A 23218-nucleotide genomic window follows, 5' to 3' on the forward strand; every position below is an offset into this window, starting at 1 on the left:
GATATCGACGGCGCAACGATCTTGTTTCCGGCCGAACATTTAGCGCTGAGGCACTTTCGCACCGGCGTGTCGCGTGACACTGTGACGGCCTCCCGGGGGTGGCGGCACCTCCCGGCCCGCATCGGCTGTGCCTCGCGAGGAGGACCCCATGGCGTTCGGTTGGAAGCTCTACGGCGACGGCAAGACGCCGCCGCTGGGCGAGGCCGTCGCGCCCGACGAACGACTGTCGTGGCCCCGCACCATCGGCATCGGCGCCCAGCACGTCGTCGCCATGTTCGGCGCGACCTTCGTCTTCCCGATCGTCATGGGCCTGGACCCGAACCTGGCGATCATGATGAGCGGGATCGCGACGATCATCTTCCTGCTCATCGTGAACGGGAAGGTGCCGAGCTACCTGGGCACGAGCGCCTCGTTCGTCGGTGGCGTCGTCGCCGTCCGGGCGCAGGGGGGCGACTCCGGCGACGTCGTCGGCGCGATCCTGGTCTCCGGCGTCGTGCTGGCGCTGGTCGGCGTGCTCATCCACTTCGCCGGGGTCCGGTTCCTGCACGCGATCCTGCCGCCGGCGGTGACCGGCGCGGTCGTCCTCCTGATCGGCTTCAACCTGGCCCCGGTGGTCGCCGGCATCTACTGGCCCCAGGACCAGTGGGTGGCGCTGGCCACGATGTCCTTCGTCATCGTCGCCTCGCTGCTGCTGCGCGGCTTCTGGGCCCGCATCTCGATCCTGCTCGGCCTCGTCTTCGGCTACCTGCTGTCGATCCTGCTCGACGCGACCGCCGGCCAGATCACCTCGCCCGACGGCACCGGCGAGGTCGTCACCCGCGACCGGATCAACTTCGACTCCGTCGCCCAGGCCGACTGGTTCGGCCTCCCCGACTTCACCGCGCCCAGCTTCTCCCTCAACTTCAGCCTCCTGGTGCTGCCCGCCGTCATCGCGCTGGTCGCGGAGAACGCCGGCCACGTGAAGGCCGTCGCCGAGATGACCAAGCGCGACCTGGACCCGTACATGGGCCGGGCGATCGCCGCCGACGGTGTCGCCACCGTCGTGGCCTCCTCGGTCGGCGGCTCCCCGACCACCACCTACGCCGAGAACATCGGCGTCATGGCCGCCACCCGCGTCTACTCGACGGCGGCCTACTACGTGGCGGCGCTCGTGGCGATCCTGCTCGGCCTCTGCCCGAAGTTCGGCGCCCTGATCAACATCATCCCGGGCGGCGTGCTGGGCGGGATCACCGTCGTCCTCTACGGGATGATCGGCCTGCTCGGCGCGAAGATCTGGAAAGAGAACCGGGTCGACTTCGCCAACCCGATCAACCTGGTGCCGCTCGCCGCGGGCATCATCATCGCCATCGGCAACGTGAACCTGCAGATCACCGACACCTTCTCGCTGGGCGGCATCGCCCTGGGCACGATCGTGGCGGTGCTCGGCTGGCACGTCGCCCGCGCCCTCGCGCCGGCGGAGATGAAGGCCGCGCTCCTGGCCGAGCGGGAGTACGCCGGTGGCACGGGTCCCGCGCTCGGCCACGCCGGGGCGCACGAGTACGGCCCCCGCGGACGCGAGTACAGCGCCGACCCGTCGTCGGTGGACGAGGTGGGCCGGCCCGGTGTCGACACCCGCAAGGGGACGCTCGACAGGTGAAGCCCGCACCCTTCCGCTACGCCGACCCCCGGTCCCTCGACGAGGCGCTCGACGTCCTGGCCGCCGAGCCCGGCGCCAAGGTGCTCGCCGGCGGGCAGTCGCTGCTGCCGCTGCTGGCGATGCGCCTGGCGGCGCCGGCCACGCTGGTCGACGTCAACCGGGTGCCCGGCCTCGACGCCGTCGAGGCGACCGGGGACGGCGTGCGGGTGGGCGCCCTCGTCCGGCACGCGCAGCTGCTCCGCGACAGCCCTGACGCGAAGGCCGCCGCCCGGGTCCAGCCGCTGCTGGCCCGGGCGACGGCGAACGTCGCCCACCCGGCCATCCGCAACCGCGGGACGACGGTCGGGTCGATCGCGCACGCCGACCCCTCCGGGGAGATGACCTCGGTGCTCGCCCTCACCGGCGGCTCGGTGACCGTGGCCACGCCGGCCGGCCGGGAGACCGTCGGCTGGCAGGACCTGTTCGTCGGGCCGCTGGAGACCTCGCTGCCCGGCGGCGCGGTCGTCGTCGACGCCTTCTTCCCCGCCCTGCCCGAGCGCTCGGGCACCGCCTTCGCCGAGATCGCCCGGCGCAAGGGGGACTACGCCGTCTGCGGGGCCGGCGTCGTCGTGACCCTCGACGCGGAGCGCCGGGTGGCCGCCGTCCGCGCGTCCTACCTGTCGGTCGGGCTGGTGCCCGAGGTGCACGACCTCACCGAGGCCGTCGCCGGCAAGCCCGTGGACAGCGCCGACTGGGCCGCGGCCGGCGCGCTGGCCCGCACGCTGGTCGACCCCGACACCGACATCCACGCCAGCGCCGACTACCGCCGGCTGCTGGTCGGCGTGCTCACCGAACGGACACTCGCCGACGCGGCCGCCGAGGCGATCGAGAGGACCGCTGCATGACCTCCGTCGACACGGAGCGGACCGTCCGCGTGACGGTGAACGGCGTCCCGCGGGAGGTGACCGTCCCGGTGCGCCGGGTGCTCGCCGACGCGCTGCGCGACGACCTCGGGCTGACCGGCACGCACGTCGGCTGCGCGCACGGCGTCTGCGGCTCGTGCACGGTGCTCGTCGACGGCGACCCGGTGCGCTCCTGCCTGGTGCTCGCCGTACAGGTCGACGGCGCGGAAGTGACCACCGTCGAGGGCCTGGCCCGCGAGGACCACCAGGGCGGGCAGGTGCTCCACCCGGTGCAGGAGGCCTTCCGCGAGTGCCACGCCCTGCAGTGCGGGTTCTGCACGCCGGGCTTCCTGGTGACCATCGCCGCGGGCCTCGAGGCGCGGGACGCGGGCGCGGAGATCACCGAGGAGGAGGTCGACGAGCTCGTCGGCGGCAACCTCTGCCGGTGCACCGGCTACGCCAACATCAAGAAGGCCGTCCGGCACGCCGCCGCCGCGATGCGGGAGGAGGCACGGTGACCACCAAGCTGTTCGGGGAGCCGGTCCGCCGGCGCGAGGACGCCCGCCTCATCACCGGCCGCGGCCGGTACCTCGACGACATCGGCGCCGGCGCGCTGGCCGCGGCCTTCGTGCGCAGCCCGCACGCGCACGCCCGCGTCGTCGACGTCGACGTCGAGGCGGCGCTGGACGTCGAGGGCCTGGTCGCGATCTACACCTACGAGGACCTCACCGGCCCGATGGCCGAGCCGCTGCCCGTGCTCATCCCCCACCCCCAGCTGCACGCGCCGCGCACCGGGTACCCGCTGGCCAACGGCGAGGTCAACCACGTCGGCGAGCCGGTCGTCATGGTCGTGGCCACCGACCGGTACGTGGCCGAGGACGCCGCCGAGCGGATCGTCGTCACCTACGAGGAGCTGCCGGTCGTCGTCGGGGTGGACGCCGCCCGGGCGGCCGAGCACGCCGTCCACGAGGAGATCCCCGACAACGTCGCCGCCCGGCACCACCAGGAGACCGGCGACGTCGAGCCGGCACTGGCCGCCGCCCCGCACACGCTGTCGTTCACCCAGTACATCGAGCGCAGCGCCTGCACGCCGCTGGAGGGCAAGGGCGTGCACGCCCGCTGGGACGCCGACGACGGCAGCCTGCGCGTGCACTCCAGCACCCAAGCCTCGACGTCGGTGCGCGCGGCGATCGCCGCCAAGCTCGAGCTGTCGCTGGACCGCGTCGAGGTGATCGCGCCCGACGTCGGCGGCGGCTTCGGCGTCAAGATCGTGCACCCGTGGCCCGAGGAGCTGCTGGTGCCGATGGCGGCGATCCGGCTGGGCCGCGAGGTCAAGTGGGCCGAGGACCGGCGCGAGCACTTCGTCTCCAGCGCCCACGAGCGCCAGCAGCGGCAGGAGATCACCGTCGGGTACGACGACGACGGCCGGATCACCGCGCTCGACGTGCACGTCTGGCACGACAACGGCGCCTACACGCCCTACGGGATCATCGTCCCGATCGTGACGGCGACCCAGCTGGTCGGCCCGTACGTGATCCCCGTGTACCGGGTGGTCGTCGAGAGCGTCTACACCAACACCGTCATCGTCACGCCCTACCGCGGGGCCGGGCGGCCGCAGGGCTGCTACGCGATGGAGCGGACGATGGACCGCATCGCCGACGCGCTCGGCCTCGACCGCGCCGAGGTGCGCCGGCGGAACCTGATCACGCCCGACCAGTTCCCCTACGACCACCGCCTGACGTTCCAGGACGGCCGGCCGGTGATCTACGACTCCGGCGACTACCCCGGGCTGCTGGACAAGCTCGTCGCGCTGGTCGGCTGGGACGAGGCCGCCGCGCTGCGCGCGGACGCGCAGGCGCGCGGGAAGCTGCTCGGCGTCGGCATGGCGCTCTACGTGGAGGGCACCGGGCCCGGGCCCTACGAGGGCGGGCACGTGCAGGTGCTCGGCAGCGGCAAGGTGCTGGTCTCCACCGGGCTCACCTCACAGGGCCAGGGGCACGAGACGGTGTTCGCGCAGATCGTCGCCTCCGAGCTGGGGGTGCCGATCGAGGACGTCGAGGTGCACACCGGCGACACCCGGCGCTTCGGGTACGCCGTCGGCACGTTCGCCTCCCGGGCCGCGGTGATGAGCGGCAACGCCGTCGCGCTGGCCGCCCGCGGGGTGCGGGAGAAGGCGCTGCGGATCGCCGCCGAGGTGCTCGAGGCCAACCCCGAGGACCTGGAGATCGACGAGGGTCTGGTGCAGGTCAAGGGGACGCCGGGGGCGTCGATCCCGCTGCGCACGGTCGCCGTCCTGTCCAACCCGCTGCGCTACGCGTTCGACGAGGCGGCCAAGCAGGCCACCCAGTTCGCCACGCACGACGACAGCAAGCCGCCGGTCGCGCCCGGGGACGCGCCGGGCCTGGAGCACCGCGACTACTACTCGCCGATCCGCTCGACGTTCGCCTCCGGCGCGCACGCCGCCGTGGTGGAGATCGACCCGCGGACGTGGGAGATCGACGTCGTCCGGTACGCGGTCGTGCACGACTGCGGCAACGTGGTGAACCCGATGATCGTCGAGGGCCAGGTGCACGGCGGCGTCGCCCAGGGCGTGGGCGGGGCGCTGTACGAGCGGATGGCCTACGACGCCGACGGGCAGCTGCAGAACGCGTCGTTCATGGACTTCCTCATGCCCTATGCCTCCGAGGTGCCCGACGTGGTCATCGACCACCAGGAGACGCCGTCGCCGCTCAACCCGCTGGGGATCAAGGGCGCCGGCGAGGCGGGGGTCATCCCGGGGACGGCGGCGATCGCCTCGGCGATCGAGGACGCCACCGGACGGCGGATCGCGTCGATGCCGATCTCGCCGACCGAGCTGTACGACCTGATGAGAGACGAGACGGCGGAGCGGACGCAGGCGTCCCTCCAGACGGGAGTGCCCGCGTGAACCTCGACGGCTCGGCGGTGCTGCACGGCACGCCCGAGGAGGTCTGGAGGGTCGTCACCGACCCGGCCGTGCTCGCGCGGACCATCCCCGGCTGCGAGTCGCTGCAGCGCACCGGCGAGGACGAGTACCGGATGGACGTCTCGGTCGGCGTGGGCGCCATCCGCGGCACCTACGCCGGCGAGGTCCGGCTGACCGACCAGCAGCCGCACTCGTCCTACGTCATGCACGCCTCCGGCGCCGGCGCCCCGGGCAACGTGCGGGCGAAGGTGGACATCGCCCTGGAGCCGCACGAGGAGGGGACGACGCTCTCCTACTCGGCCGACGCCGTCGTCGGCGGGCCGGTGGCCGGGGTGGGGCAGCGGATGATCTCCGGCGTCGCCAAGCGGATGGCCGGGCAGTTCTTCGCCGCGATCGACCGCGAGCTCACCGAGGGCGCCCCCGTGGCCGTCGCGCCGGCCGCCGCCCGCGCGACCTCGGCCGCGGCGAGCTCCACCGAGGCGCCCGCGGCCGCTCCCGCGGGGGCGCCGGCCGCGCCCGAGCCGCAGGTCTTCCGCGGCGCGAAGGCCCCGGCGGCGGCGCCGTCGTCGGAGCTGCAGACCCTCGCCGTCGGCGCGCTCGGCGGGGCGGGGCTCACCCTGCTCGGCGTCCTCGTCGGCTGGCTGCTCGGCCGCCGTCGCTAGACGCGCGCCGAGGGCGGCCCCGGCGGGTGCCGGGACCGCCCTCGGGCGGGGTGGTGCTGTTCAGAGCGGCAGCGGGGGCCCGCAGATGTCGCCCGGGATGCTGCCGTCGCAGGCGTTGTCGCGGAACGAGAGGCCCGGACCGGGCGCCCCGATGAAGGGCGGGATCGGCGGCACGACGTGGATGTCGACCCTTCCGAGCTGCGAACTACCCGTCGCCGGGTCGAACACGAAGCCGCGGTTGTCACCGAAGGTGTTGGCCACGACCGCGACGTGGGACACCTGTCCCGGGTTCGCGACGCCCTGCGGCGCCGGCGGAGGCGGAGGCAGGAAGGTGAGCAGCACCAGTCCACCGGTCGGGAAGGTCAGCGGCGGCGCGCCCTGCGGGATGAACTGGGCCGGCGGGATGGTCGGGACGTGGTCCCGGATGACGTTGCCGCTGACCTGGACGTTCGACGCGTTCACCACGGCCATGCCGACGCCGGAGATCCGCTGGTCGCCCTGGCTGCCCTGCAGGCACCACCGGTTGTTGGCGGCCGACGTGTTGCCGGTGATCCGCCAGTCGCCGCCCTCGACGTTGCCCCTGCGGTCGGGGATCTCCGTGCCGGAGTCGTCGAACGTCAGGATGCCGATGCAGTTGCCGGTCACGGTGTTGGCGTCGACCTTCCCGCCGCTGGACTCGCGGAGGAAGATGCCGAGGTTGTAGCCGTCCACCTGGTTGTGGGCGATGAGCGACTCGGAGTTCGCCGAGTCACCGACGGAGATGCCGGCGGTGCCGGAGTCCGGCGCCTCGCCCGGACCGGCCCGGTCCACGCCCTGCTCGATGTTCCCGACGATGTTGATGTGCCGCGAGTCGGCCGCGAGGATGCCGTACCGGTCGTGCCCGATGCCCTTGGTGTTGGTGACCGTGAAGCCGTCGGCGCCCCAGGCGGCGATGCCGTTCGCCGTGTGGTTCTTCGTGCGCAGGTCCTTGACCACGACGGGGCTGTCCGGGTTGAGGAAGAACAGCCCGGAGACGTTGTCGGCGAGGGTGGCGTCGTCGTCCTCGGGGTCGGTGGCGTTGACCGCCTCCCAGCACGGGGTCGACGTGGGCTCCCCGCCCTTCCACCGGATGGTGGTCTGGCTCCGGCCGGCGCCCTGGATCGTCAGGCCCTTGTCCACGACGCACACGGCCTCGGTGTAGGTGCCGGGCGCGATCCGGATCGTGTCGCCCGAGGCGGCCTGGTCGACGACGGCCTGGATCGACTCACCTGGCTTGACGTCCCAGGTCCGGTGGCCGCCGTTCGCCGAGGCGATCCCGGCGGGTAGGGCGGCGAAGAACAGGACCCCCGCGCCCGCGGCCGCCGTGACGCGTGCGGCTCTGGCGCGGGTCCTCGTCCCCGTCGTCGTGGATGGGTCCATGGCGTGGCCTCTCTGTCTGCGGCCGCTCCGGGGCAGCAGCCCGGGGGCGGGGACAGGCCCTCGGCGACCTGCGAGGGACGCTCGGGGAACCTGTGAGGAACCTGGCAACGCGGCACACCATCCACGGGCGGAACAGGAGCGTCCACGGGTCAGGGGTGTGAACCTGGGCCCGCCCCAGGTCGTACGACCGGCCCGGGGAGGTGCCCGTTCCACCGCCGGGTGAGGACGGCGACCGACCCCGGGAGGGCGCCTCCGCCCCAGGTCGCACGCCCCCGGTCGGATTCGGGACGAAGGACCCTCGCAGCGTCGACAGCGCGAGACGCGCGCGGGCAGAGTCCCCGCATGACGACCGTCCCGGAGACCGTCGGCCGGCGCCCCGCACCACTCCCGGCGCCGCCCGGTCCGTCCCTCGCCGACGCGGTGGTCACCACCGACCGGCTCACCAAGCGCTACGGCTCCCGGACCGTCGTCGACGCGCTGTCGCTGCAGGTGCGCCGCGGCGAGGTCTTCGGCTTCCTCGGGCCCAACGGCGCCGGCAAGACGACGACGCTGCGCATGCTGCTGGGTCTGGTGCGCCCGACCAGCGGGTCGGCCACCGTGCTGGGCCGCCCGGCGGGCACGTCGGTGGCCGGGGTCGGGGCACTGGTGGAGGGCCCCGGGCTCTACCCCTTCCTCTCCGGCCGGGACAACCTGCGGGTCCTCGCCCGGTACGCCGGCGTGGGGACGGCGCGCATCGACGCGGTGCTCGGCACCGTCGACCTCACCGACCGCGCCGGCGATCGCTTCGGCACCTACTCCCTCGGCATGAAGCAGCGGCTGGGCATCGCCGCGGCGCTGCTCAAGGACCCGGAGCTGGTCGTCCTCGACGAGCCCACCAACGGGCTGGACCCGGCGGGCATCAGCGAGGTGCGCGGCCTGCTCCGCCGGCTGGCCGCGGAGGGCCGCACCGTCGTCCTGTCCAGCCACCTGCTCGGCGAGGTCGAGCACCTGTGCGACCGGGTCGCGGTGGTGGCGTCGGGCCGGCTGGTCGTGGAGAGCACCGTCGAGGAGCTGCGGGGCCTGGGCCGGCTCGTCGTCGATGCGCAGCCGCTGGACGCCGCCGTGGCGGTCGTATCGGGGCTCCTCGGGCCCGACCGGGTGTCGGTCGTCGACGGCGCGCTGCACCTGCAGGCCGCGCCCGACGAGACGGCGGCGGTCAACCGGGCGCTGGTCCGCGCCGACGTCGACGTCACCGGGCTGCGGCAGGAGGCGCGCACGCTGGAGGAGGTCTTCCTGCAGCTCACCGACGACCGGGCGGCCGACGGGGACCCGCCTCCGGAGCCGGCACCCACGCGCCGGACGCGCCGGGGTGCCCGGTGAGCGCGGCGGCCGCCGTCGCGGGGCCGGTCCCCCGCTCCGCCGGGTCGCTGCCGACGATCGTCGGCGCCGAGCTGCTCAAGCTGCGCCGCCGCCCGGCCACCTGGGTGCTGCTCGGCCTGTGGCCCGCCCTGCAGCTGGTGTTCAGCCTGGTCATCCCCTACACCAGCTACCGGCGCGGCTCCTCCTACGAGGGCAGCCCGCCGGAGGCGCTGCTGGCCGACACGCTGCCCGACCGGCTGGTCGGCAACGCGCTGTCGGGCCTGCCGCTGTTCGGCGGCGCGCTGCTGCTGACCCTCGGCGCGCTGCTGGCCGGCAGCGAGTACGGCTGGGGGACGCTCAAGACGCTGCTCGCCCAGGGGCCGCGGCGGACCACCGTCCTCGCGGGCCAGGTGCTGGCCCTGCTCACCGTCCTTGCCGGCACCGTCGCGTTCAGCCTGGCGCTCACCGCGGGGGTCAGCGCGCTGATCGCCGGCGTCGAGTCCGCGCCCGCCGACTGGCCCGGGATCGGGGAGGTCGCCCGCGGCTTCGGCGGTGGCCTGCTCGTGGCCGCCACGTGGGGCGTGCTCGGCATGCTGCTCGGGACGGCGCTGCGCGGCACCGCGCTGGCCATCGGGCTGGGCCTGGTGTGGGTGCTCGCCGTCGAGAGCCTGGTGGTCAACGTGGCCGCGCCGCTGCTCGAGGTCTTCGACACCGTGCAGCGGGCGCTGCCGGGGGTCAACGCCGGGTCGCTGGTGGCCGCGCTGGCCGGGGACCCGGTGCGCACGCCGGGCGTCGTCGCGGTGGTCGACGGCGGCCAGGCGGCCTGGGTGCTGAGCGCCTTCCTCGCCGGAGCCGTCGCCCTCACCGCCCTGCTGCTGGCCCGCCGCGACCTCAGCTGAGTCGGCCTCCCCGCCGGGAGGCCGACTCAGGCCGCGGGCGAGTGGTCCCGGTTGACGAGGATGGCCAGCTGGGTCCGGCTGCGCAGGCCCAGCCGCCGCATCGAGGCGGTGAGGTGGCTCTTCACCGTCGCGAGGCTCAGGAACAGCCGGCGCGCGATCTCCTCGTTGCTCAGCCCCTGCGCCACCAGCTCGGCGACCTCCCGCTGCCGGTCGGTGAGCCGGTCCAGCGCGCGGTCGGGCGCCTCGGCCGGCGGCGTGGGGTCGGTCAGGTAGCGCACCAGCTGCCTGGTGGCCGAGGAGTCGATGGCCGGCTCGTGCCGGGCCAGCGCGCGCACGGCCTCGACCAGCCGGGCGGCGGCCGAGCAGCGCGGCAGGTAGCCCCGCACCCCGGCCCGCAGCACGTGCACCAGCTCGGGCCCGGCCTCGCGCGGCTCGGCCAGCACGAGGACCGCGGTGCCCCGGCGGCAGAGGTCGCGCAGCAGCGGCAGCGTGGCGCCCTCGACCAGACCCTGGCGGGCGACGACGACCTGGGTGGGCACGTCGTCGACGGCGGCGAGCGCCCCGGGCAGGTGGTGGGTCTCGGCGACGACGGCCATGTCCGGCTCGGCCTCGAGGACCTCCCGCAGCCCCAGCCGGAAGACCTCCCGGTCCTCGCACAGCAGCACGCGGACCAGGCTGGACGGCGGCCGGATGGCGAGCGGGCGCACCGGGTGTGGGACCGGGCGCGGGCGGGGCGGGGCCCCCCGTCCCGTGACCGGCACGCCGGGTGCCGGGCCGACGGGGCGCCGTGGTCTCGGCGCGGCGGGGCCTGGACCCCGCAGGACGTCGTCGGAGCTCATGCGTTCCCCCTGTCCGGGTGGCTGACGGGCCCTGGACCGGGGTCTCCGGCCGGGTGGAACCCGTCCGTCTCATTCGGACGTGCCGAACGGTAGCGCGCAACCGTCCGGTGCTGCCAGGCAATCTGCACGGCGTTCACAGGTGGCGTCCAGCTTCGTGTGCGTGGGGCGCGGGAGTCCTCCCGGCGTGTGCGCCGGGCCTGTACGGAGAGTGTCGGGCCGGGCACGGAGGTCAGCTGCCGACGGGCCCGGCCTCCCACCCGGTCCCGGGCCGGGCGGTGCGGTTGACGTGGATGGCCAGCTGCGTCCGGTCGCGCAGTCCCAGCCGGCGCAGGGCGACGGTGATGTGGCCCTTCACGGTCGCCCGGCTCACCTGCAGCCGGGTGGCGATCTCCGCGTTGGTCAGGCCCTCGGCCACCAGCTCGGACACCGCCTGCTGCCGGGCGGTGAGCGGGTTGCGCCCACCCGGCTCGTCGGTCCCGGCCGAGCTCCGTGCGCCGTCGAGGTGGTGCAGCAGCTCCCCGGTGACGGCGGCGTCGAGCAGCGTCTCGCCGCGCACCACGGCCCGCACCCCCTCGACCAGCCGCTCGGAGCTGACGGTCGTGTAGACGTAGCCGCGCGCGCCGGCGCGCAGGGCCTCGACCAGGTCGCCGCCGCTGCCGGCCTCGCCGAGCAGGACGACCCGGGTACCGGCCGCGGTCAGGTCCCGCACCAGGTCGGTCATCGCCGGCCCCTGGGTGCCCAGGCCGAGCAGCGTGACGTCGGGGTGCAGCTCGGTGGCCAGCTCCAGCGCCCGCGTCGCATCGGATGCCTCCGCGACGACGACGAGGTCGGGTGCCCAGCGCAGCACCGCACGGAGGCCGTGCCGCAGGACCTCGTGGTCGTCACAGATCAGCACCTGCGCCGGATTGCCTGCTGCCGGTGGTGTCTCCCGCGGTGGGGGAGCGCCCTCCCCTGGCTCGCCGCCCATGCGTCCGCTCCGCTCAGGTCCGGCCCCGTGCCGCTCTCCCAGGACCCGGAAGCTAGCGACGGACGGTGACCTGACGCCACCGGTCTGCGACGCGGTGAGCGCGATGAGCCGCCGGATTTCATACCCGGGTCGTGGTCCCCCGGCCAGAAGGACGGCCTCGCCCCCGCCCGCGGGCGCTGGGCCGGGGGACGCGCCACCCCCTCCGGCCGGTGCCCGCCCCGGCGACCGGCCGGACCCTCCCCCGGGCGGGCGCGACGGATCCGACCCGTGGCGCTGTCGGACGGCCGCGCCGCCGCCCTAGCGTCGCCGGGCATCCGTCCCCGGCCCGCCGGCCGCACCGGTCCGCCGGCCCCCAGCCGGCCCACAGCGACGCTGGAGTGCCCGTGCACCAGACGATGATCATCGCGAGGATGACCCCCGCCGACGCGGACAAGGTCGCCGACGTCTTCGCCCGCTCCGACGCGACGTCGATGCCGTACGAGATCGGGGTGCGGCACCGGTCGCTGTTCACCTTCCACGACCTCTACGTGCACCTCATCGAGTTCGACCGCCCCGAGCAGGAGGCCATGGCGGTCGCCCAGTCGCTGCCGGCGTTCCGGGCGGTCAGCGAGGAGCTGCGGCCCTACATCGTCGCCTACGACCCGAACTGGCGGTCGCCGCGGGACGCCATGGCGCGCCGGTTCTACGAGTGGTCGGCGGAGCGGTCGTGACCGCGACGACGCCGGCCCGGCCGCACGCCACGGCGCCCGGGACGGTCGACTGGGTGAGCTGCCCCAGCTGCGGCTGGCTGCTCTACCGCAAGCGCCTGGACCGCAACCTGTCGGTCTGCCCCGAGTGCGACCACCACCTGCGACTGGGCGCCCGCGCCCGGATCGCGCTGCTGGCCGACGACGGCAGCTTCGACGAGCACGCCTGCCCGCCCGGGCCCGCCGACCCGCTGGCCTTCACCGACCTGCGCGACTACCGCGACCGGCTGCACGAGGCCGCCGCCCGCTCCGGCGAGAGCGAGGCCGTCGTCCTCGGCACCGCCCGCATCGGCGGCACCCCGGTGGTCCTCGCCGCGATGGACTTCGGCTTCCTCGGCGGCAGCATGGGCATCGAGGTGGGCCGCCGCGTCAGCGCGGCCGCGGACCTCGCCCTGCAGCGCGGCCTGCCCCTGGTGACCGTCTGCGCCAGCGGCGGCGCCCGCATGCAGGAGGGCGTGTTCTCGCTGTTCCAGATGGCGCGGGTCAGCCACGCCTTCGCCCAGCTGCACGAGTCCGGCCTGCTGTCGGTGTGCGTGCTCACCGACCCCACCTACGGCGGGGTGTCGGCGTCGTTCGCCACCCTGGCGGCCGTCCTGGTCGGCGAGCGCGGCGCGCACGTCGGCTTCGCCGGCCCGCGGGTGGTGCAGGAGACCATCCGGGCCGAGCTGCCCAGCGACTTCCAGACGGCGGAGTTCCTGCTGGCCCACGGCCTGGTCGACCGGGTCGAGAGCCGCGCGGAGCTGCGCCCGCTGCTGGTGCGGCTGCTCGAGCTGCACGGCCGCCGGCCGGCTCCTCCCCCGGTCACCGCCCCGGCGCCGGCGCCGGAGGTGCCCCGGGACGGGACCCCGGCGGACGACGCGCCGGACGCGGACGCCTGGGACGTCGTCCAGCGGGCCCGGGTCGCGGGCCGGCCCACGACGCTGGACTACCTGCACACCGTCTTCGACGACTTCGTCGAGCTGCACGGCGACCGCGCGTTCGCCGACGACCCGGCCGTCGTCGGCGGGGTCGCCGTCCTCGACGGGCGCCCGGTCGTGGTGATCGGCCACGAGAAGGGCCACTCGGTCCGCGAGCGGGTGGCCCGCAACTTCGGCATGCCGCACCCCGAGGGCTACCGCAAGGCGATGCGGCTGATGAGCCACGCCGAGACCTTCGGCCTGCCGGTGGTCACGCTGGTCGACACCCCCGGGGCGCACCCCGGGCCGGCGGCCGAGGAACGCGGTCAGGCGCACGCGATCGCCGAGACCATCATGCGCAGCAGCCGGCTGCGGGTGCCCGTCGTCGCGGTGCTGACCGGCGAGGGCGGCAGCGGCGGGGCGCTGGCGCTGTGCACCTCCGACAGGCTGCTGGTCCTGGAGAACGCCTACCTGTCGGTGATCAGCCCGGAGGGCTGCGCCGCGATCCTCTGGCGGACGGCGACCGCCGCGCCCACCGCCGCACGGGCCATGCGCCTGGGCGCGCCGCACCTGCGGGCCAGCGGCATCGCCACCTCGGTGGTGCCCGAGCCGCCCGGCGGCGCGGACGCCGACCCGCTCGCGGCCGCCGGCCTGGTCCGCGCCGCACTGGTGCGCGAGCTCGACGAGCTCGCCCGGCTCGACGTCGGCACCCTGCTCGGCACCCGGGCCGCCCGGCTGGCCCGCATCGGCGGCGACGGCGACCGGCCGCTGCGCGTCGTCTCCCCCGCACCCGAGGGGGGTGGTGGGGATGCGGCCCGCTGAACTGCCGGCGCGGCCGGGACAGGCGGGGGATGAACCCGTGGCCGGGGACGAGGGCCGCAGCCTGCGCGACGAGGTCGTCGAGCTCGCCCGCGCCCTGCCCGGGCCGCTGCGCCGGCTGACCGTCCGCAGCGGCGACCGCGCCATCGAGGTGGAGTGGGCGGCCGACGCCGTTCCCGCGGCCGCCCCGCCGGCGCCGGTGTCCGGCGGCCTGCAGGCCGTGGCCGCGCCGCCCGGCCCGGCCGCGGTCCCGGAGCCGGCGGGCGAGGAGCCCGAGGTCCCCGAGGGCACGATCGCCGTCCGGGCGCCGCTGGTGGGCACGTTCTACGCCGCGCCCTCCCCCGGTGCCGAGCCGTTCGTACGGGTCGGCGACGAGGTCGAGGCCGGCCAGACGCTCGGGATCGTCGAGGCGATGAAGCTGATGAACCCGATCGTGGCCGACTCCGCGGGCGCGGTGACCGAGATCCGGGTCGGCGACGCGGAGTCGGTCGAGTACGACCAGGTCCTGGTGCTGCTGCGCCCGTCCGGGGGGCCGCGGTGATCGGCCGGCTGCTCGTCGCCAACCGCGGCGAGATCGCCGTCCGGGTCGCCCGCGCCTGCCGGGAACTCGGCATCGAGGTCGTCGCCGTCTACTCCACCGCCGACCGGCGCTCCGCCGTCGTCGAGATGGCCGACGAGGCGGTGCACATCGGCCCACCGGCGCCCCGGGCGAGCTACCTGCACGTGCCCAACGTCGTCGAGGCGGCGCTGCGCAGCGGCGCCGACGCGGTGCACCCCGGCTACGGCTTCCTCTCCGAGGACCCCGACTTCGCCGAGATCTGCGAGGCCGAGGGGCTGACCTTCGTCGGCCCGCCGCCGGAGGTCATGCAGCAGATGGGCAACAAGGCCACCGCGCGGCGGCTGATGGCCGCGGCCGGCCTGCCGCTGCTGCCCGGCGTGGTGGACCCGGTGCGCACCGCCGAGGAGGGCCTGGCGATCGCCGCGGAGATCGGCTACCCGGTGATCATCAAGGCCGCGGCCGGCGGCGGCGGCCGGGGCATGACGGTGGTGCACGACCCCGCCGACTTCGCCGAGGCGTTCGCCACCACCCGCACCGTCGCCCGGGCGGTGTTCCGCGACCCCACCGTCTACGTCGAGCGCTACCTGTCCGGCGCCCGGCACGTCGAGGTCCAGGTGCTCTGCGACGCCCACGGCGCGGGCGTGTACCTCGGCGAGCGGGACTGCTCGCTGCAGCGGCGGCACCAGAAGCTGCTGGAGGAGGGCCCGGCCGGGCACCTCACGCCCGAGCAGCGGGCCGGGCTCGGCGAGCTGGCGGTCCGCGGCGCGCTGTCGGTCGGCTACACCGGCGCCGGGACCGTGGAGTTCCTCGTCGACGACGCCGGGCGCGCGTACTTCATGGAGATGAACGCCCGCATCCAGGTCGAGCACCCGGTCACCGAGCTGCTGACCGGCGTGGACCTGGTCCGCGAGCAGCTGCTGGTGGCCGGCGGCGAGCGGCTGCGGCTGCGCCAGGAGGACGTCGTGGTGCGCGGCGCGGCGATCGAGTGCCGGATCAACGCCGAGGACCCCGCCCGCGGGTTCGCCCCCGCACCCGGCCGGCTCGACGTGCTGTGCGTCCCCGACGGCCCGTGGACCCGCTTCGACACCGGCTACCGCCAGGGCGACGAGGTCAGCCCGCACTACGACTCGCTGCTGGGCAAGCTCGTCGTCTGGGCGCCCGACCGCGAGCAGGCCGTGCGCCGGATGGACCGGGCGCTGGCCGAGCTGCGCGTCGAGGGCCCCGGCGTGCACACCACCACCGCCCTGCACCGCGCGCTGCTGCGCGACCCCGACGTGCGCGCCGACCGGCACGACGTCCAGTTCCTCGACCGCCGGCTGCCCGACCTGGTGGCCCGCGCCGCGGCCATCGCCGCGTCCCGGGAGCCGGCCCTGCCCGCCTCGCGCGGCGCGCTGCACCTCGTCCCGGCCGGCGCCCCCGCCGGTCCGGCGTCCGTCCCCCACTCCCGTCCCGAGGAGGACCCACCCATGTCCGCTGCCCCGTTCACCCAGGCCGACCTCATGCAGCTGCTCACCGAGAAGGCGGGCCTGCCGGCCGAGGCGCACACCGACGACCCCGACGCCCGCTTCGCCGACGTCGGCCTGGACTCGCTCGCCTTCCTGTCCATGCAGACCGAGCTGCAGGACCGCTTCGGCACCGCGATGCCCGACGACAGCCCCGACAACTACACGTTCGGCGAGATCGTCGAGGCCGTGTGCGCGGCCCAGGCGCAGCCCGCGTAGCCCACCCCGTCCCGAGGGAGCACCCCGACATGACCAGCACCGACCCCCGCGCCCTGACCGTCGGCCACACCGACAACTCGATCCTCATCGACGCCGACCTCGAGCACGTCTGGACGATGACCAACGACCTGCGGTCCTGGCCGGACCTGTTCACCGAGTACCGCAGCGTGGAGGTCCTCGAGTCCACCGACACCTGGTTCCGGTTCCGGCTGACCATGCACCCCGACGAGTCCGGCCGGGTGTGGAGCTGGGTGTCCGAGCGGACCCTCGACCCGGCCACCCACGAGGTGCGCGCGCGCCGCGTGGAGCCCGGGCCGTTCGAGTTCATGGAGATCCACTGGAGCTACACGGCCGAGGACGGCGGCACCCGGATGCGCTGGGTGCAGGACTTCCGGATGCGGCCGGAGGCCCCGGTCGACACCGAGACGATGACCCGGCGGATCGACGCGAACAGCAAGGTCCAGATGGGGATCATTCGCGACAAGGTCGAGGCGGCCGCGACCCGGGGAGCGGTGGGGTGACCGCGGCGCGGGGTCCCGCGGTCGTCCTGCCCGGGGAGGAGGGCTCCCGCCCGGGCATGGTCGACCCGTGGCTGGCCGACCCGGTGGCCGCGGCCACCGTGTCCGAGGTCGACGCCGTCGTCGGCCGCGACGTCGCCGCCTGGTGGCGGGACCCCGCGACCGCACCCGACCCCGTCGCCACGCACCTCGAGGTCGTCGTGACCGGGGTGGCCGGCTACCGCAGCCTGACCGCCCGCGGGCTGTTCCCGGCGGTCGTCGCCGGGCACGGCGTGGGCGAGTTCGCCGCGCTCGTCGCCGCCGGTGCCCTCGAGCTCGACCAGGTCGTCGAGCTGGTGCACTGGCGCGCCGAGCTGCTGTGCCTGGCGCCGCGGCCCTCCTGCGCGGGCCTGGCCGCCGTCCTCGGCCCCGGCGCGGAGCAGGTCGCCCGCGCCGCCGTCGCGGCGGTCGGCGACGACGGCCCGCTGTGCGTCGCCGCTCTCGACGCCCCGCAGCGCGCGGTGCTGTCCGGCGGCCGCACCGAGCTCGCCCGCGCGGCCGAGGTCGTGCGCGCGGCGGGCCTGGAGCTGGTGCGGCTGCCCGGCCGGGCGCCGTGCCACGGGCCGCTGATGGCGCCGGTCGCCGCGCACCTGGCGACCGCGCTGGCCGACCTGGACTGGTCGGTCCCCCTGGTGCCCGTCGTCCCCAACGCCGACGGCGAGCCGACCCGCGACCCCGGGCGGCTGCGCTCGGCGCTGCGCCGCCACCTCACCGCGCCGGTGCTCTGGGAGGCCACCTCCCGGGCGCTGGCCGGCGCCGGCGCGACGTCGGTCGTCGAGATCGGCGCCGTCCCGGTGCTGGGGCCGCTGGTCGCCCAGGTGCAGCCGGACCTGCCCGTCTCCCTGGCCACCGGGGCGCCCGCCCCCGTCCCCGCCGACGTCCCGGGTCCCGCGCTCGCGGGCTCGCTCCCCACCTGACCCGCTCCCGAGGAGAGACATGACGACGATCCAGCACGCGCCGGCCACCCCGACGCGCTGCGGCCCCACCGTCCACCGCGCCGACACCGCGCCCAACCGCCGCCGCGGCGGGGACATCCGGGTGCTGCTGTCCCCGGCCAGCGTGGGCTCGACCGCCGGCTTCATGGGCACGCTCACCCTCGAGCCCGGCGAGGTCGTGACCGAGCACTGGCACCCGTACTCGGAGGAGTTCCTCTACTGCCAGGAGGGCGACGTCCTGGTCACCCTCGACGGCGAGGAACGCCGCCTGGTCGCCGAGTCCGCCGTCCACATCCCGATCGGGGTGCGGCACCGGATCGTCAACGACACGGGCACGACGGCGACGTTCGTCTTCCTGTGCGGTCCGCTGGCGCCGCGGCCCGAGCTGGGCCACGTGGACACCGAGCTGCCCCCGGGCGTGCGGTGAGCACCGACCGGCGCCGGGTCGTCGTCACCGGCATCGGGGTGGTCGCCCCCGGCTCGATGGGCCGCGAGGGCTTCTGGGACATGCTCACCGAGGGCCGGACGGCGACCCGCCGGATCACCTTCTTCGACCCGGCCCGGTTCCGCTCCCAGGTCGCCGCCGAGGTGGACTTCGACGGCCGCAAGCTCGGCCTGACCGCCCACGAGGTGTTCCGCAACGACCGGTTCGTCCAGATGGCGATGGTCGCCGCGGACGAGGCGGTCGCCGACAGCGGGCTGCGGTTCGGCGCCGACGACGGCCCGGACGGCGACCGCGTCGGCGTCACCCTGGGCAGCGCCGTCGGCGCGACGATGCGCCTGGAGCAGGAGTACGTCCAGGTCAGCGACTCGGGCCGGCTGTGGGAGGTCGACCCGCGGTACGCGTCGCGGTTCCTCGCCTCCGCGCTGGTGCCGAGCTGCGGCGCCGCCGAGCTCGCCGTCCGGTTCGGCGCGCACGGCCCGGCCACCGTCGTCTCCACCGGCTGCACCTCCGGCATCGACGCGGTCGGCTACGGCGCGCAGCTGGTCGAGGACGGCGACGCCGACGTCGTCATCGCGGGGGCCAGCGACGCCCCGATCTCGCCGATCTCGATGGCCTGCTTCGACACCATCCGGGCGACCACCGACAGCAACGACGACCCCGAGCACGCCTCCAAGCCCTTCGACGCCCGCCGCAACGGGTTCGTCATGGGCGAGGGCGCGGCGGTGCTCGTGCTCGAGGAGCTCGGCCACGCCCGCCGCCGCGGCGCGGAGGTGTACTGCGAGGTCACCGGCTACGCCAACCGCTGCAACGCCTTCCACATGACCGGGCTCAAGCCCGACGGCACCGAGATGGCCGAGGCGATCACCCGGGCGCTGGACCAGGGCCGCATCGCGCCGGACGAGGTGGGCTACGTCAACGCGCACGGCTCGGGCACCAAGCAGAACGACCGGCACGAGACGGCGGCGGTCAAGAAGAGCCTCGGCCCCGCCGCCGGCAGCGTGGCGATGAGCTCGATCAAGTCCATGGTCGGGCACTCGCTGGGCGCCATCGGGTCGATCGAGATCGCCGCGACCGCGCTGGCCGTGCAGCGGGGCGTGCTGCCGCCCACGGCCAACTACGAGGTGCCCGACCCCGAGTGCGACCTGGACTACGTGCCGAAGGTGGCGCGGGAGCAGAAGGTCGACGTCGCCATCTCGGTGGGCAGCGGCTTCGGCGGGTTCCAGTCGGCGATCGTGCTGGCCAGCCCCACGCGGAGGGAGTCGTGAGCGGGCTGCTGGTCACCGGCATCGGCGTCGTCGCCCCGACCGGCGTCGGCGTCGAGGAGCACTGGGCCTCGCTGGTCCGCGGGGAGCCGGCCATCCGGCCGCTCGAGGGCTTCGACGCCGACCGCTACGGGGTCCCGCTGGCCGGGCAGGTGCGCGACTTCGTGCCCGCCGACCACGTCTCGCCGCAGCTGATGGTGCAGACCGACCGGTGGACGTGGATGTCGCTGGCGGCGGCCACCCTCGCAGCGCAGGACGCGGACTACACCGCCCCCGAGGACGACGTCTACGCCACCTCGGTGTTCCTGGCCTCGGGCTCGGGCGGCAACGAGTTCAGCCAGCACGAGATCCAGGGGCTGTGGGCCAAGGGGCCCCGGTCGGTGGGCGCCTACCAGTCGATCGCCTGGTTCTACGCGGCCTCCACCGGCCAGGTGTCCATCCGCGACGACTTCAAGGGCCCCTCGGGCGTCGTCGTCACCGAGGGCGCGGGCGGGCTGGACAGCATCGGCTGGGCGCGGCGGGTGGTCCGCCGCGGCACCCCGGCCGTGCTGGTCGGCGGCACCGAGGCCGGGCTGTGCCCGTACGCGGTGCTGTGCCAGGCCACCGGCGGCCGGCTGTCGGGCGCCGACCGCCCGGAGGACGCCTACAAGCCCTTCGACCGGCGGGCCAACGGGCACGTCGTCGGCGAGGGCGGGGCGATCCTGCTGCTGGAGGAGCCCGGCGCGGCCGCGGCCCGCGGCGCGCCGAAGGTGTGGGGCGAGGTCGCCGGCTACGGCGCCACCCACGACGCCCACCACCACGAGGACCCGGCGCCCGACGCGACGCAGTACGCCCGCGCGATCCGGCTGTCGCTGGCCGACGCCGGCGTCTCCCCGGACGAGGTCGACCTGGTGATCGCCGACGGCGCCGGCGTCCCGGCGCTGGACCGGCTGGAGCTGGAGGCGATCGGCGCGGTGTTCGGCGGGCGGCCGGCCCCGGTGCCGGTGACCGCGCCGTCGTCGTGGACCGGCCGGCTCATGGCCGGCGGGTCGGCGCTGAACGTGGCGACGGCGCTGCTGGCGATGCGGGACGGCATCGTGCCCGGCACCGCCTTCCTGGACGACCCGGTCGACACGCCGCCGGGCGTCGACCTCGTCCGCGCCGGCCGCGTGCAGGACCTGGCCACCGTGGTCGTCCTCGCCCGCGGCGCCGGTGGCTTCAACAGCAGCCTCGTGCTGCGCCGACACGCTGGAGGAACTCGTTCATGACCACCCTGGAGGAGCGGCCGACGACGCACGACGGCGCGGTGCGCACGCTGCTGCGCATGCGGGTGCGGGAGGGCTGCGAGCAGGCGTTCGAGGACGCCTGGCGCGAGGCCGCGGCGCAGATCGCCTCGGTGCCGGGCAACCTCCGGCAGGAGCTGATGCGGGACGCGGCCGACCCGCGGACGTTCCTCGTCGTCGCCGACTGGGTGGACCGGGCCGCGGTCGACGGCTTCGGCCGCTCGACCGCCCGGGAGACGCTGACCGCGGCGCTGCGGGACCTGCGCGAGGACGCCGACCGCAGCACCTACGAGGTGCTGTACGGGATCACCGGCGGCGAGCAGGCCTCGCACGTGCGCGTGGACATCAGCACGAAGGTGGCGCCGGGCGAGGAGGAGGCGTTCGAGCGGGCCTACGCGATCGTCACCGACCGGCTGCGCGGCACCAAGGGGCTGATCCGCGAGGAGCTGCTCCGGGAGCCGGACTCGGACCTGTACCACATCTTCGCCGAGTGGGAGTCCGACGAGGACTTCCGCAACTGGGTGGAGGACCCCTCGCACGCCGACCAGAGCGGCCCGCTCATCCGCTGGCTGTCGGTGTTCTTCCAGCGCAAGCTCTACGAGATCCGGTTCCGCCCGCAGGAGGCCGGCGTGCGGGGCGTGCGGGCGGCGGCACCGCCGGCCCCCGCCCCGGTCGAGGCCCCCGCCGAGGTGCCGGCGCCCCGGCCGGCGCTGGCCGAGCCGGTCACCGCGCCGATCGACCTCGGCTCGCTGCCCTCCCCCCTCCCCGTGCCGGCGGCCCCCGCCGCCCGGCGGACCCGGCCGGACGCCGAGGTGCTCGTGATCGGCGCCGGGCCGGCGGGGCTGACCGCCGGGATCGAGCTGGCCCGCCGCGGGATCGCCGTCCGCGTCGTCGACAAGCGGCCGGAGGCCTCGACGCAGGCGGACAAGGCGATCGGCATCCACTGCCGGACGATGGAGATCTGGGAGGACCAGGGCATCGTCACCGAGGCGATGGACGCCGGCAGCTGGCTCTACGGCCAGACCGTCTTCGTCAACGGGAAGCTCACGCACCAGGTCGACTGGTCGGGCCTGGAGGAGCTGCCCTACGCCCACCTCGGCCTGCCGCAGTACGAGACCGAGCGGATCCTCGGCGACCGGCTGCGGTCCCTCGGCGTCGAGGTGGAGCGCGGCGTCGAGCTCACCGGCTTCACCCAGGACGACGAGGGCGTGACCGCGCAGCTGGCGCACGCCTCCGGGGAGGTCGAGGCGGCGCGGGCGGCCTACCTGGTCGGGGCCGACGGCGCCTCCAGCGCGGTGCGCGCGCAGCTGGGGCTGCGGTTCGACGGCGGGCTGTCGATGTTCCCGCAGCTGTTCATGCTCGGCGACGTCGACGTGGACTGGGAGATGCCGCCGGGCCACCTGCTGCGGTGGGTGCGGATCGAGGACGACGGCGACTTCACCGGCATGCTCGTCTGCGTCCCGCTGCGGGGCCGCAACCGGTTCCGGGTGGCCACGCTGGCGCCGAAGCGGCTGCAGGAGACGATCGGCAGCGGCGTCGTCCCCGCCGGGTTCTGGAAGGAGTACGACCCGCCGGGGCTGGCCGACATCCAGGCCGCCATCGACGACCTCGGCCCGCCCGGGACGACGGCGAGCAACCTGCGCTGGTCGTCGGTGTTCCGGATCAAGCACGGCATCGTCGACCGGTACCGGGTGGGACGCGTCTTCGTCGCCGGGGACGCCGCGCACCTGCACCCGCCGGCCGGCGGCCAGGGCATGAACACCGGCATCCAGGACGCGTGGAACCTGTCCTGGAAGCTCGCCCTCGCCGTCCGCGGGCAGGGCTCCCCCGGACTGCTCGACAGCTACGAGGCCGAGCGGCGCCCGGCGGGCAAGGCGATCGTCGACCGGGCCGTGGCCATCGCGTTCACCGACGAGATGGACATGGAGGACGAGAAGGCGCAGTTCCTGCTCGAGATGCAGATGACCATGAACTACGCCGGGAGCCCGCTGGTGGGGCAGGTCGACGGCGGCTTCGCGGGCGGCCCGGAGCCGGGCCACCGGGCGCCGGACGTGACGGGCCTGCGCCGGTTCGGCGTCGCGCACGACGTCCGGCTGTTCGACCTCACCCGCGGCACCCACGCGACGCTGCTGCTGTCGGCCGACGCGACGGCCGACCCGGCGGCGCTCGAGGAGCTGGCGGTGGGCGTCCGGACGGCGACCCGCGGGCAGGTGCACCCGTACCTGCTGCTCGCGCCGGGCACCCCCGTCCCGCCGCTGGTGGAGCTGCCGGTGCTCACCGACCCCGGCGACGGCTTCCGCACCGCCTACGGGATCACGGGCCCGGGCACGGCCGCCTACCTGGTCCGGCCCGACGGGCACGTCGGCTTCCGCACCCGGCCGGTGTCCGAGGAGGTGCTGCGGGAGCACCTCGCCGGCGTCTACGCGCTCTGAGACCCGGCGGCACGACATCG

Annotated in this window: 20 protein-coding genes; 17 read left to right on the plus strand and 3 right to left on the minus strand. The window is 75.2% G+C overall.

The features are described 5' to 3' along the window. Nucleotides 1-148 precede the first annotated feature (148 nt). The 5 genes from ACI8AR_RS14805 to ACI8AR_RS14825 are packed head-to-tail and all read left to right on the plus strand — an operon-like array spanning nucleotide 149 to nucleotide 6123. Complete coding sequence (locus ACI8AR_RS14805; RefSeq protein ID WP_457051701.1) at nucleotides 149-1636, plus strand: uracil-xanthine permease family protein; 1488 nt, start codon at nucleotides 149-151, stop codon at nucleotides 1634-1636. After that, a complete protein-coding gene (locus ACI8AR_RS14810) occupies nucleotides 1633-2520 on the plus strand; it encodes an FAD binding domain-containing protein (RefSeq protein ID WP_457051702.1) in 888 nt (295 codons plus the stop codon). Before ACI8AR_RS14805 ends, ACI8AR_RS14810 begins: the two co-directional genes overlap by 4 nt. Next, on the plus strand, nucleotides 2517-3035 hold the full coding sequence (locus ACI8AR_RS14815) for a (2Fe-2S)-binding protein (RefSeq protein ID WP_457051703.1): 519 nt from the start codon (nucleotides 2517-2519) through the stop codon (nucleotides 3033-3035). Before ACI8AR_RS14810 ends, ACI8AR_RS14815 begins: the two co-directional genes overlap by 4 nt. After that, the gene (gene cutA / locus ACI8AR_RS14820; RefSeq protein ID WP_457051704.1) at nucleotides 3032-5443 is read left to right on the plus strand and encodes an aerobic carbon-monoxide dehydrogenase large subunit; all 2412 of its coding nucleotides are present in this window, start codon (nucleotides 3032-3034) and stop codon (nucleotides 5441-5443) included. The genes ACI8AR_RS14815 and cutA overlap by 4 nt, the downstream gene beginning before the upstream one ends. After that, nucleotides 5440-6123 (plus strand): SRPBCC family protein, encoded by a 684-nt coding sequence (locus ACI8AR_RS14825; RefSeq protein ID WP_457051705.1) that lies wholly within the window; start codon nucleotides 5440-5442, stop codon nucleotides 6121-6123. The genes cutA and ACI8AR_RS14825 overlap by 4 nt, the downstream gene beginning before the upstream one ends. Nucleotides 6124-6183: 60 nt before the next feature. Here ACI8AR_RS14825 and ACI8AR_RS14830 read toward each other — a convergent pair whose 3' ends face one another. Further along, nucleotides 6184-7521, minus strand: coding sequence for a right-handed parallel beta-helix repeat-containing protein (locus ACI8AR_RS14830; protein ID WP_457051706.1), 1338 nt, complete (start codon nucleotides 7519-7521; stop codon nucleotides 6184-6186). Between the two features lie 342 nt (nucleotides 7522-7863). On the opposite strand from ACI8AR_RS14830, the gene ACI8AR_RS14835 reads away from it, so the two are divergent. Next, nucleotides 7864-8880: an ABC transporter ATP-binding protein gene (locus tag ACI8AR_RS14835; protein WP_457051707.1), complete on the plus strand. Its 1017-nt coding sequence runs from the start codon at nucleotides 7864-7866 to the stop codon at nucleotides 8878-8880. Beyond that, nucleotides 8877-9758, plus strand: a complete 882-nt coding sequence (locus ACI8AR_RS14840; protein WP_457051708.1) for an ABC transporter permease — start codon at nucleotides 8877-8879, stop codon at nucleotides 9756-9758. Before ACI8AR_RS14835 ends, ACI8AR_RS14840 begins: the two co-directional genes overlap by 4 nt. Nucleotides 9759-9784: 26 nt before the next feature. Here ACI8AR_RS14840 and ACI8AR_RS14845 read toward each other — a convergent pair whose 3' ends face one another. Beyond that, nucleotides 9785-10465: a LuxR C-terminal-related transcriptional regulator gene (locus ACI8AR_RS14845; protein ID WP_457051709.1), complete on the minus strand. Its 681-nt coding sequence runs from the start codon at nucleotides 10463-10465 to the stop codon at nucleotides 9785-9787. A 361-nt stretch (nucleotides 10466-10826) separates the two neighbouring features. After that, the gene (locus ACI8AR_RS14850; protein WP_457051710.1) at nucleotides 10827-11492 is read right to left on the minus strand and encodes a LuxR C-terminal-related transcriptional regulator; all 666 of its coding nucleotides are present in this window, start codon (nucleotides 11490-11492) and stop codon (nucleotides 10827-10829) included. A gap of 467 nt (nucleotides 11493-11959) precedes the next feature. Between ACI8AR_RS14850 and ACI8AR_RS14855 the strand changes: the two genes are divergently transcribed. The 10 genes from ACI8AR_RS14855 to ACI8AR_RS14900 are packed head-to-tail and all read left to right on the plus strand — an operon-like array spanning nucleotide 11960 to nucleotide 23198. Then, on the plus strand, nucleotides 11960-12274 hold the full coding sequence (locus ACI8AR_RS14855) for a TcmI family type II polyketide cyclase (RefSeq protein WP_456929754.1): 315 nt from the start codon (nucleotides 11960-11962) through the stop codon (nucleotides 12272-12274). Continuing rightward, a complete protein-coding gene (locus ACI8AR_RS14860; protein WP_457051711.1) occupies nucleotides 12271-14028 on the plus strand; it encodes an acetyl-CoA carboxylase carboxyltransferase subunit alpha in 1758 nt (585 codons plus the stop codon). Before ACI8AR_RS14855 ends, ACI8AR_RS14860 begins: the two co-directional genes overlap by 4 nt. Before the next feature lie 37 nt (nucleotides 14029-14065). Continuing rightward, complete coding sequence (gene accB, locus ACI8AR_RS14865) at nucleotides 14066-14566, plus strand: acetyl-CoA carboxylase biotin carboxyl carrier protein (protein ID WP_457051712.1); 501 nt, start codon at nucleotides 14066-14068, stop codon at nucleotides 14564-14566. Continuing rightward, entirely contained in the window at nucleotides 14563-16305 is a 1743-nt protein-coding gene (locus tag ACI8AR_RS14870; RefSeq protein WP_457051713.1) for an acetyl-CoA carboxylase biotin carboxylase subunit, read from the plus strand. Before accB ends, ACI8AR_RS14870 begins: the two co-directional genes overlap by 4 nt. A gap of 29 nt (nucleotides 16306-16334) precedes the next feature. Further along, nucleotides 16335-16826 (plus strand): SRPBCC family protein, encoded by a 492-nt coding sequence (locus ACI8AR_RS14875; RefSeq protein ID WP_457051714.1) that lies wholly within the window; start codon nucleotides 16335-16337, stop codon nucleotides 16824-16826. Next, entirely contained in the window at nucleotides 16823-17779 is a 957-nt protein-coding gene (locus tag ACI8AR_RS14880) for an ACP S-malonyltransferase (protein WP_457051715.1), read from the plus strand. The genes ACI8AR_RS14875 and ACI8AR_RS14880 overlap by 4 nt, the downstream gene beginning before the upstream one ends. A 19-nt stretch (nucleotides 17780-17798) precedes the next feature. Next, the gene (locus ACI8AR_RS14885) at nucleotides 17799-18224 is read left to right on the plus strand and encodes a cupin domain-containing protein (RefSeq protein WP_456936149.1); all 426 of its coding nucleotides are present in this window, start codon (nucleotides 17799-17801) and stop codon (nucleotides 18222-18224) included. Continuing rightward, entirely contained in the window at nucleotides 18221-19507 is a 1287-nt protein-coding gene (locus ACI8AR_RS14890) for a beta-ketoacyl-[acyl-carrier-protein] synthase family protein (RefSeq protein ID WP_457051716.1), read from the plus strand. The genes ACI8AR_RS14885 and ACI8AR_RS14890 overlap by 4 nt, the downstream gene beginning before the upstream one ends. Beyond that, complete coding sequence (locus tag ACI8AR_RS14895; RefSeq protein WP_457051717.1) at nucleotides 19504-20751, plus strand: beta-ketoacyl synthase N-terminal-like domain-containing protein; 1248 nt, start codon at nucleotides 19504-19506, stop codon at nucleotides 20749-20751. Before ACI8AR_RS14890 ends, ACI8AR_RS14895 begins: the two co-directional genes overlap by 4 nt. Further along, on the plus strand, nucleotides 20748-23198 hold the full coding sequence (locus ACI8AR_RS14900; protein ID WP_457051718.1) for an FAD-dependent monooxygenase: 2451 nt from the start codon (nucleotides 20748-20750) through the stop codon (nucleotides 23196-23198). Before ACI8AR_RS14895 ends, ACI8AR_RS14900 begins: the two co-directional genes overlap by 4 nt. Nucleotides 23199-23218: the final 20 nt, after the last annotated feature.

It is taken from the genome of Geodermatophilus sp. SYSU D01036, from assembly GCF_054050435.1.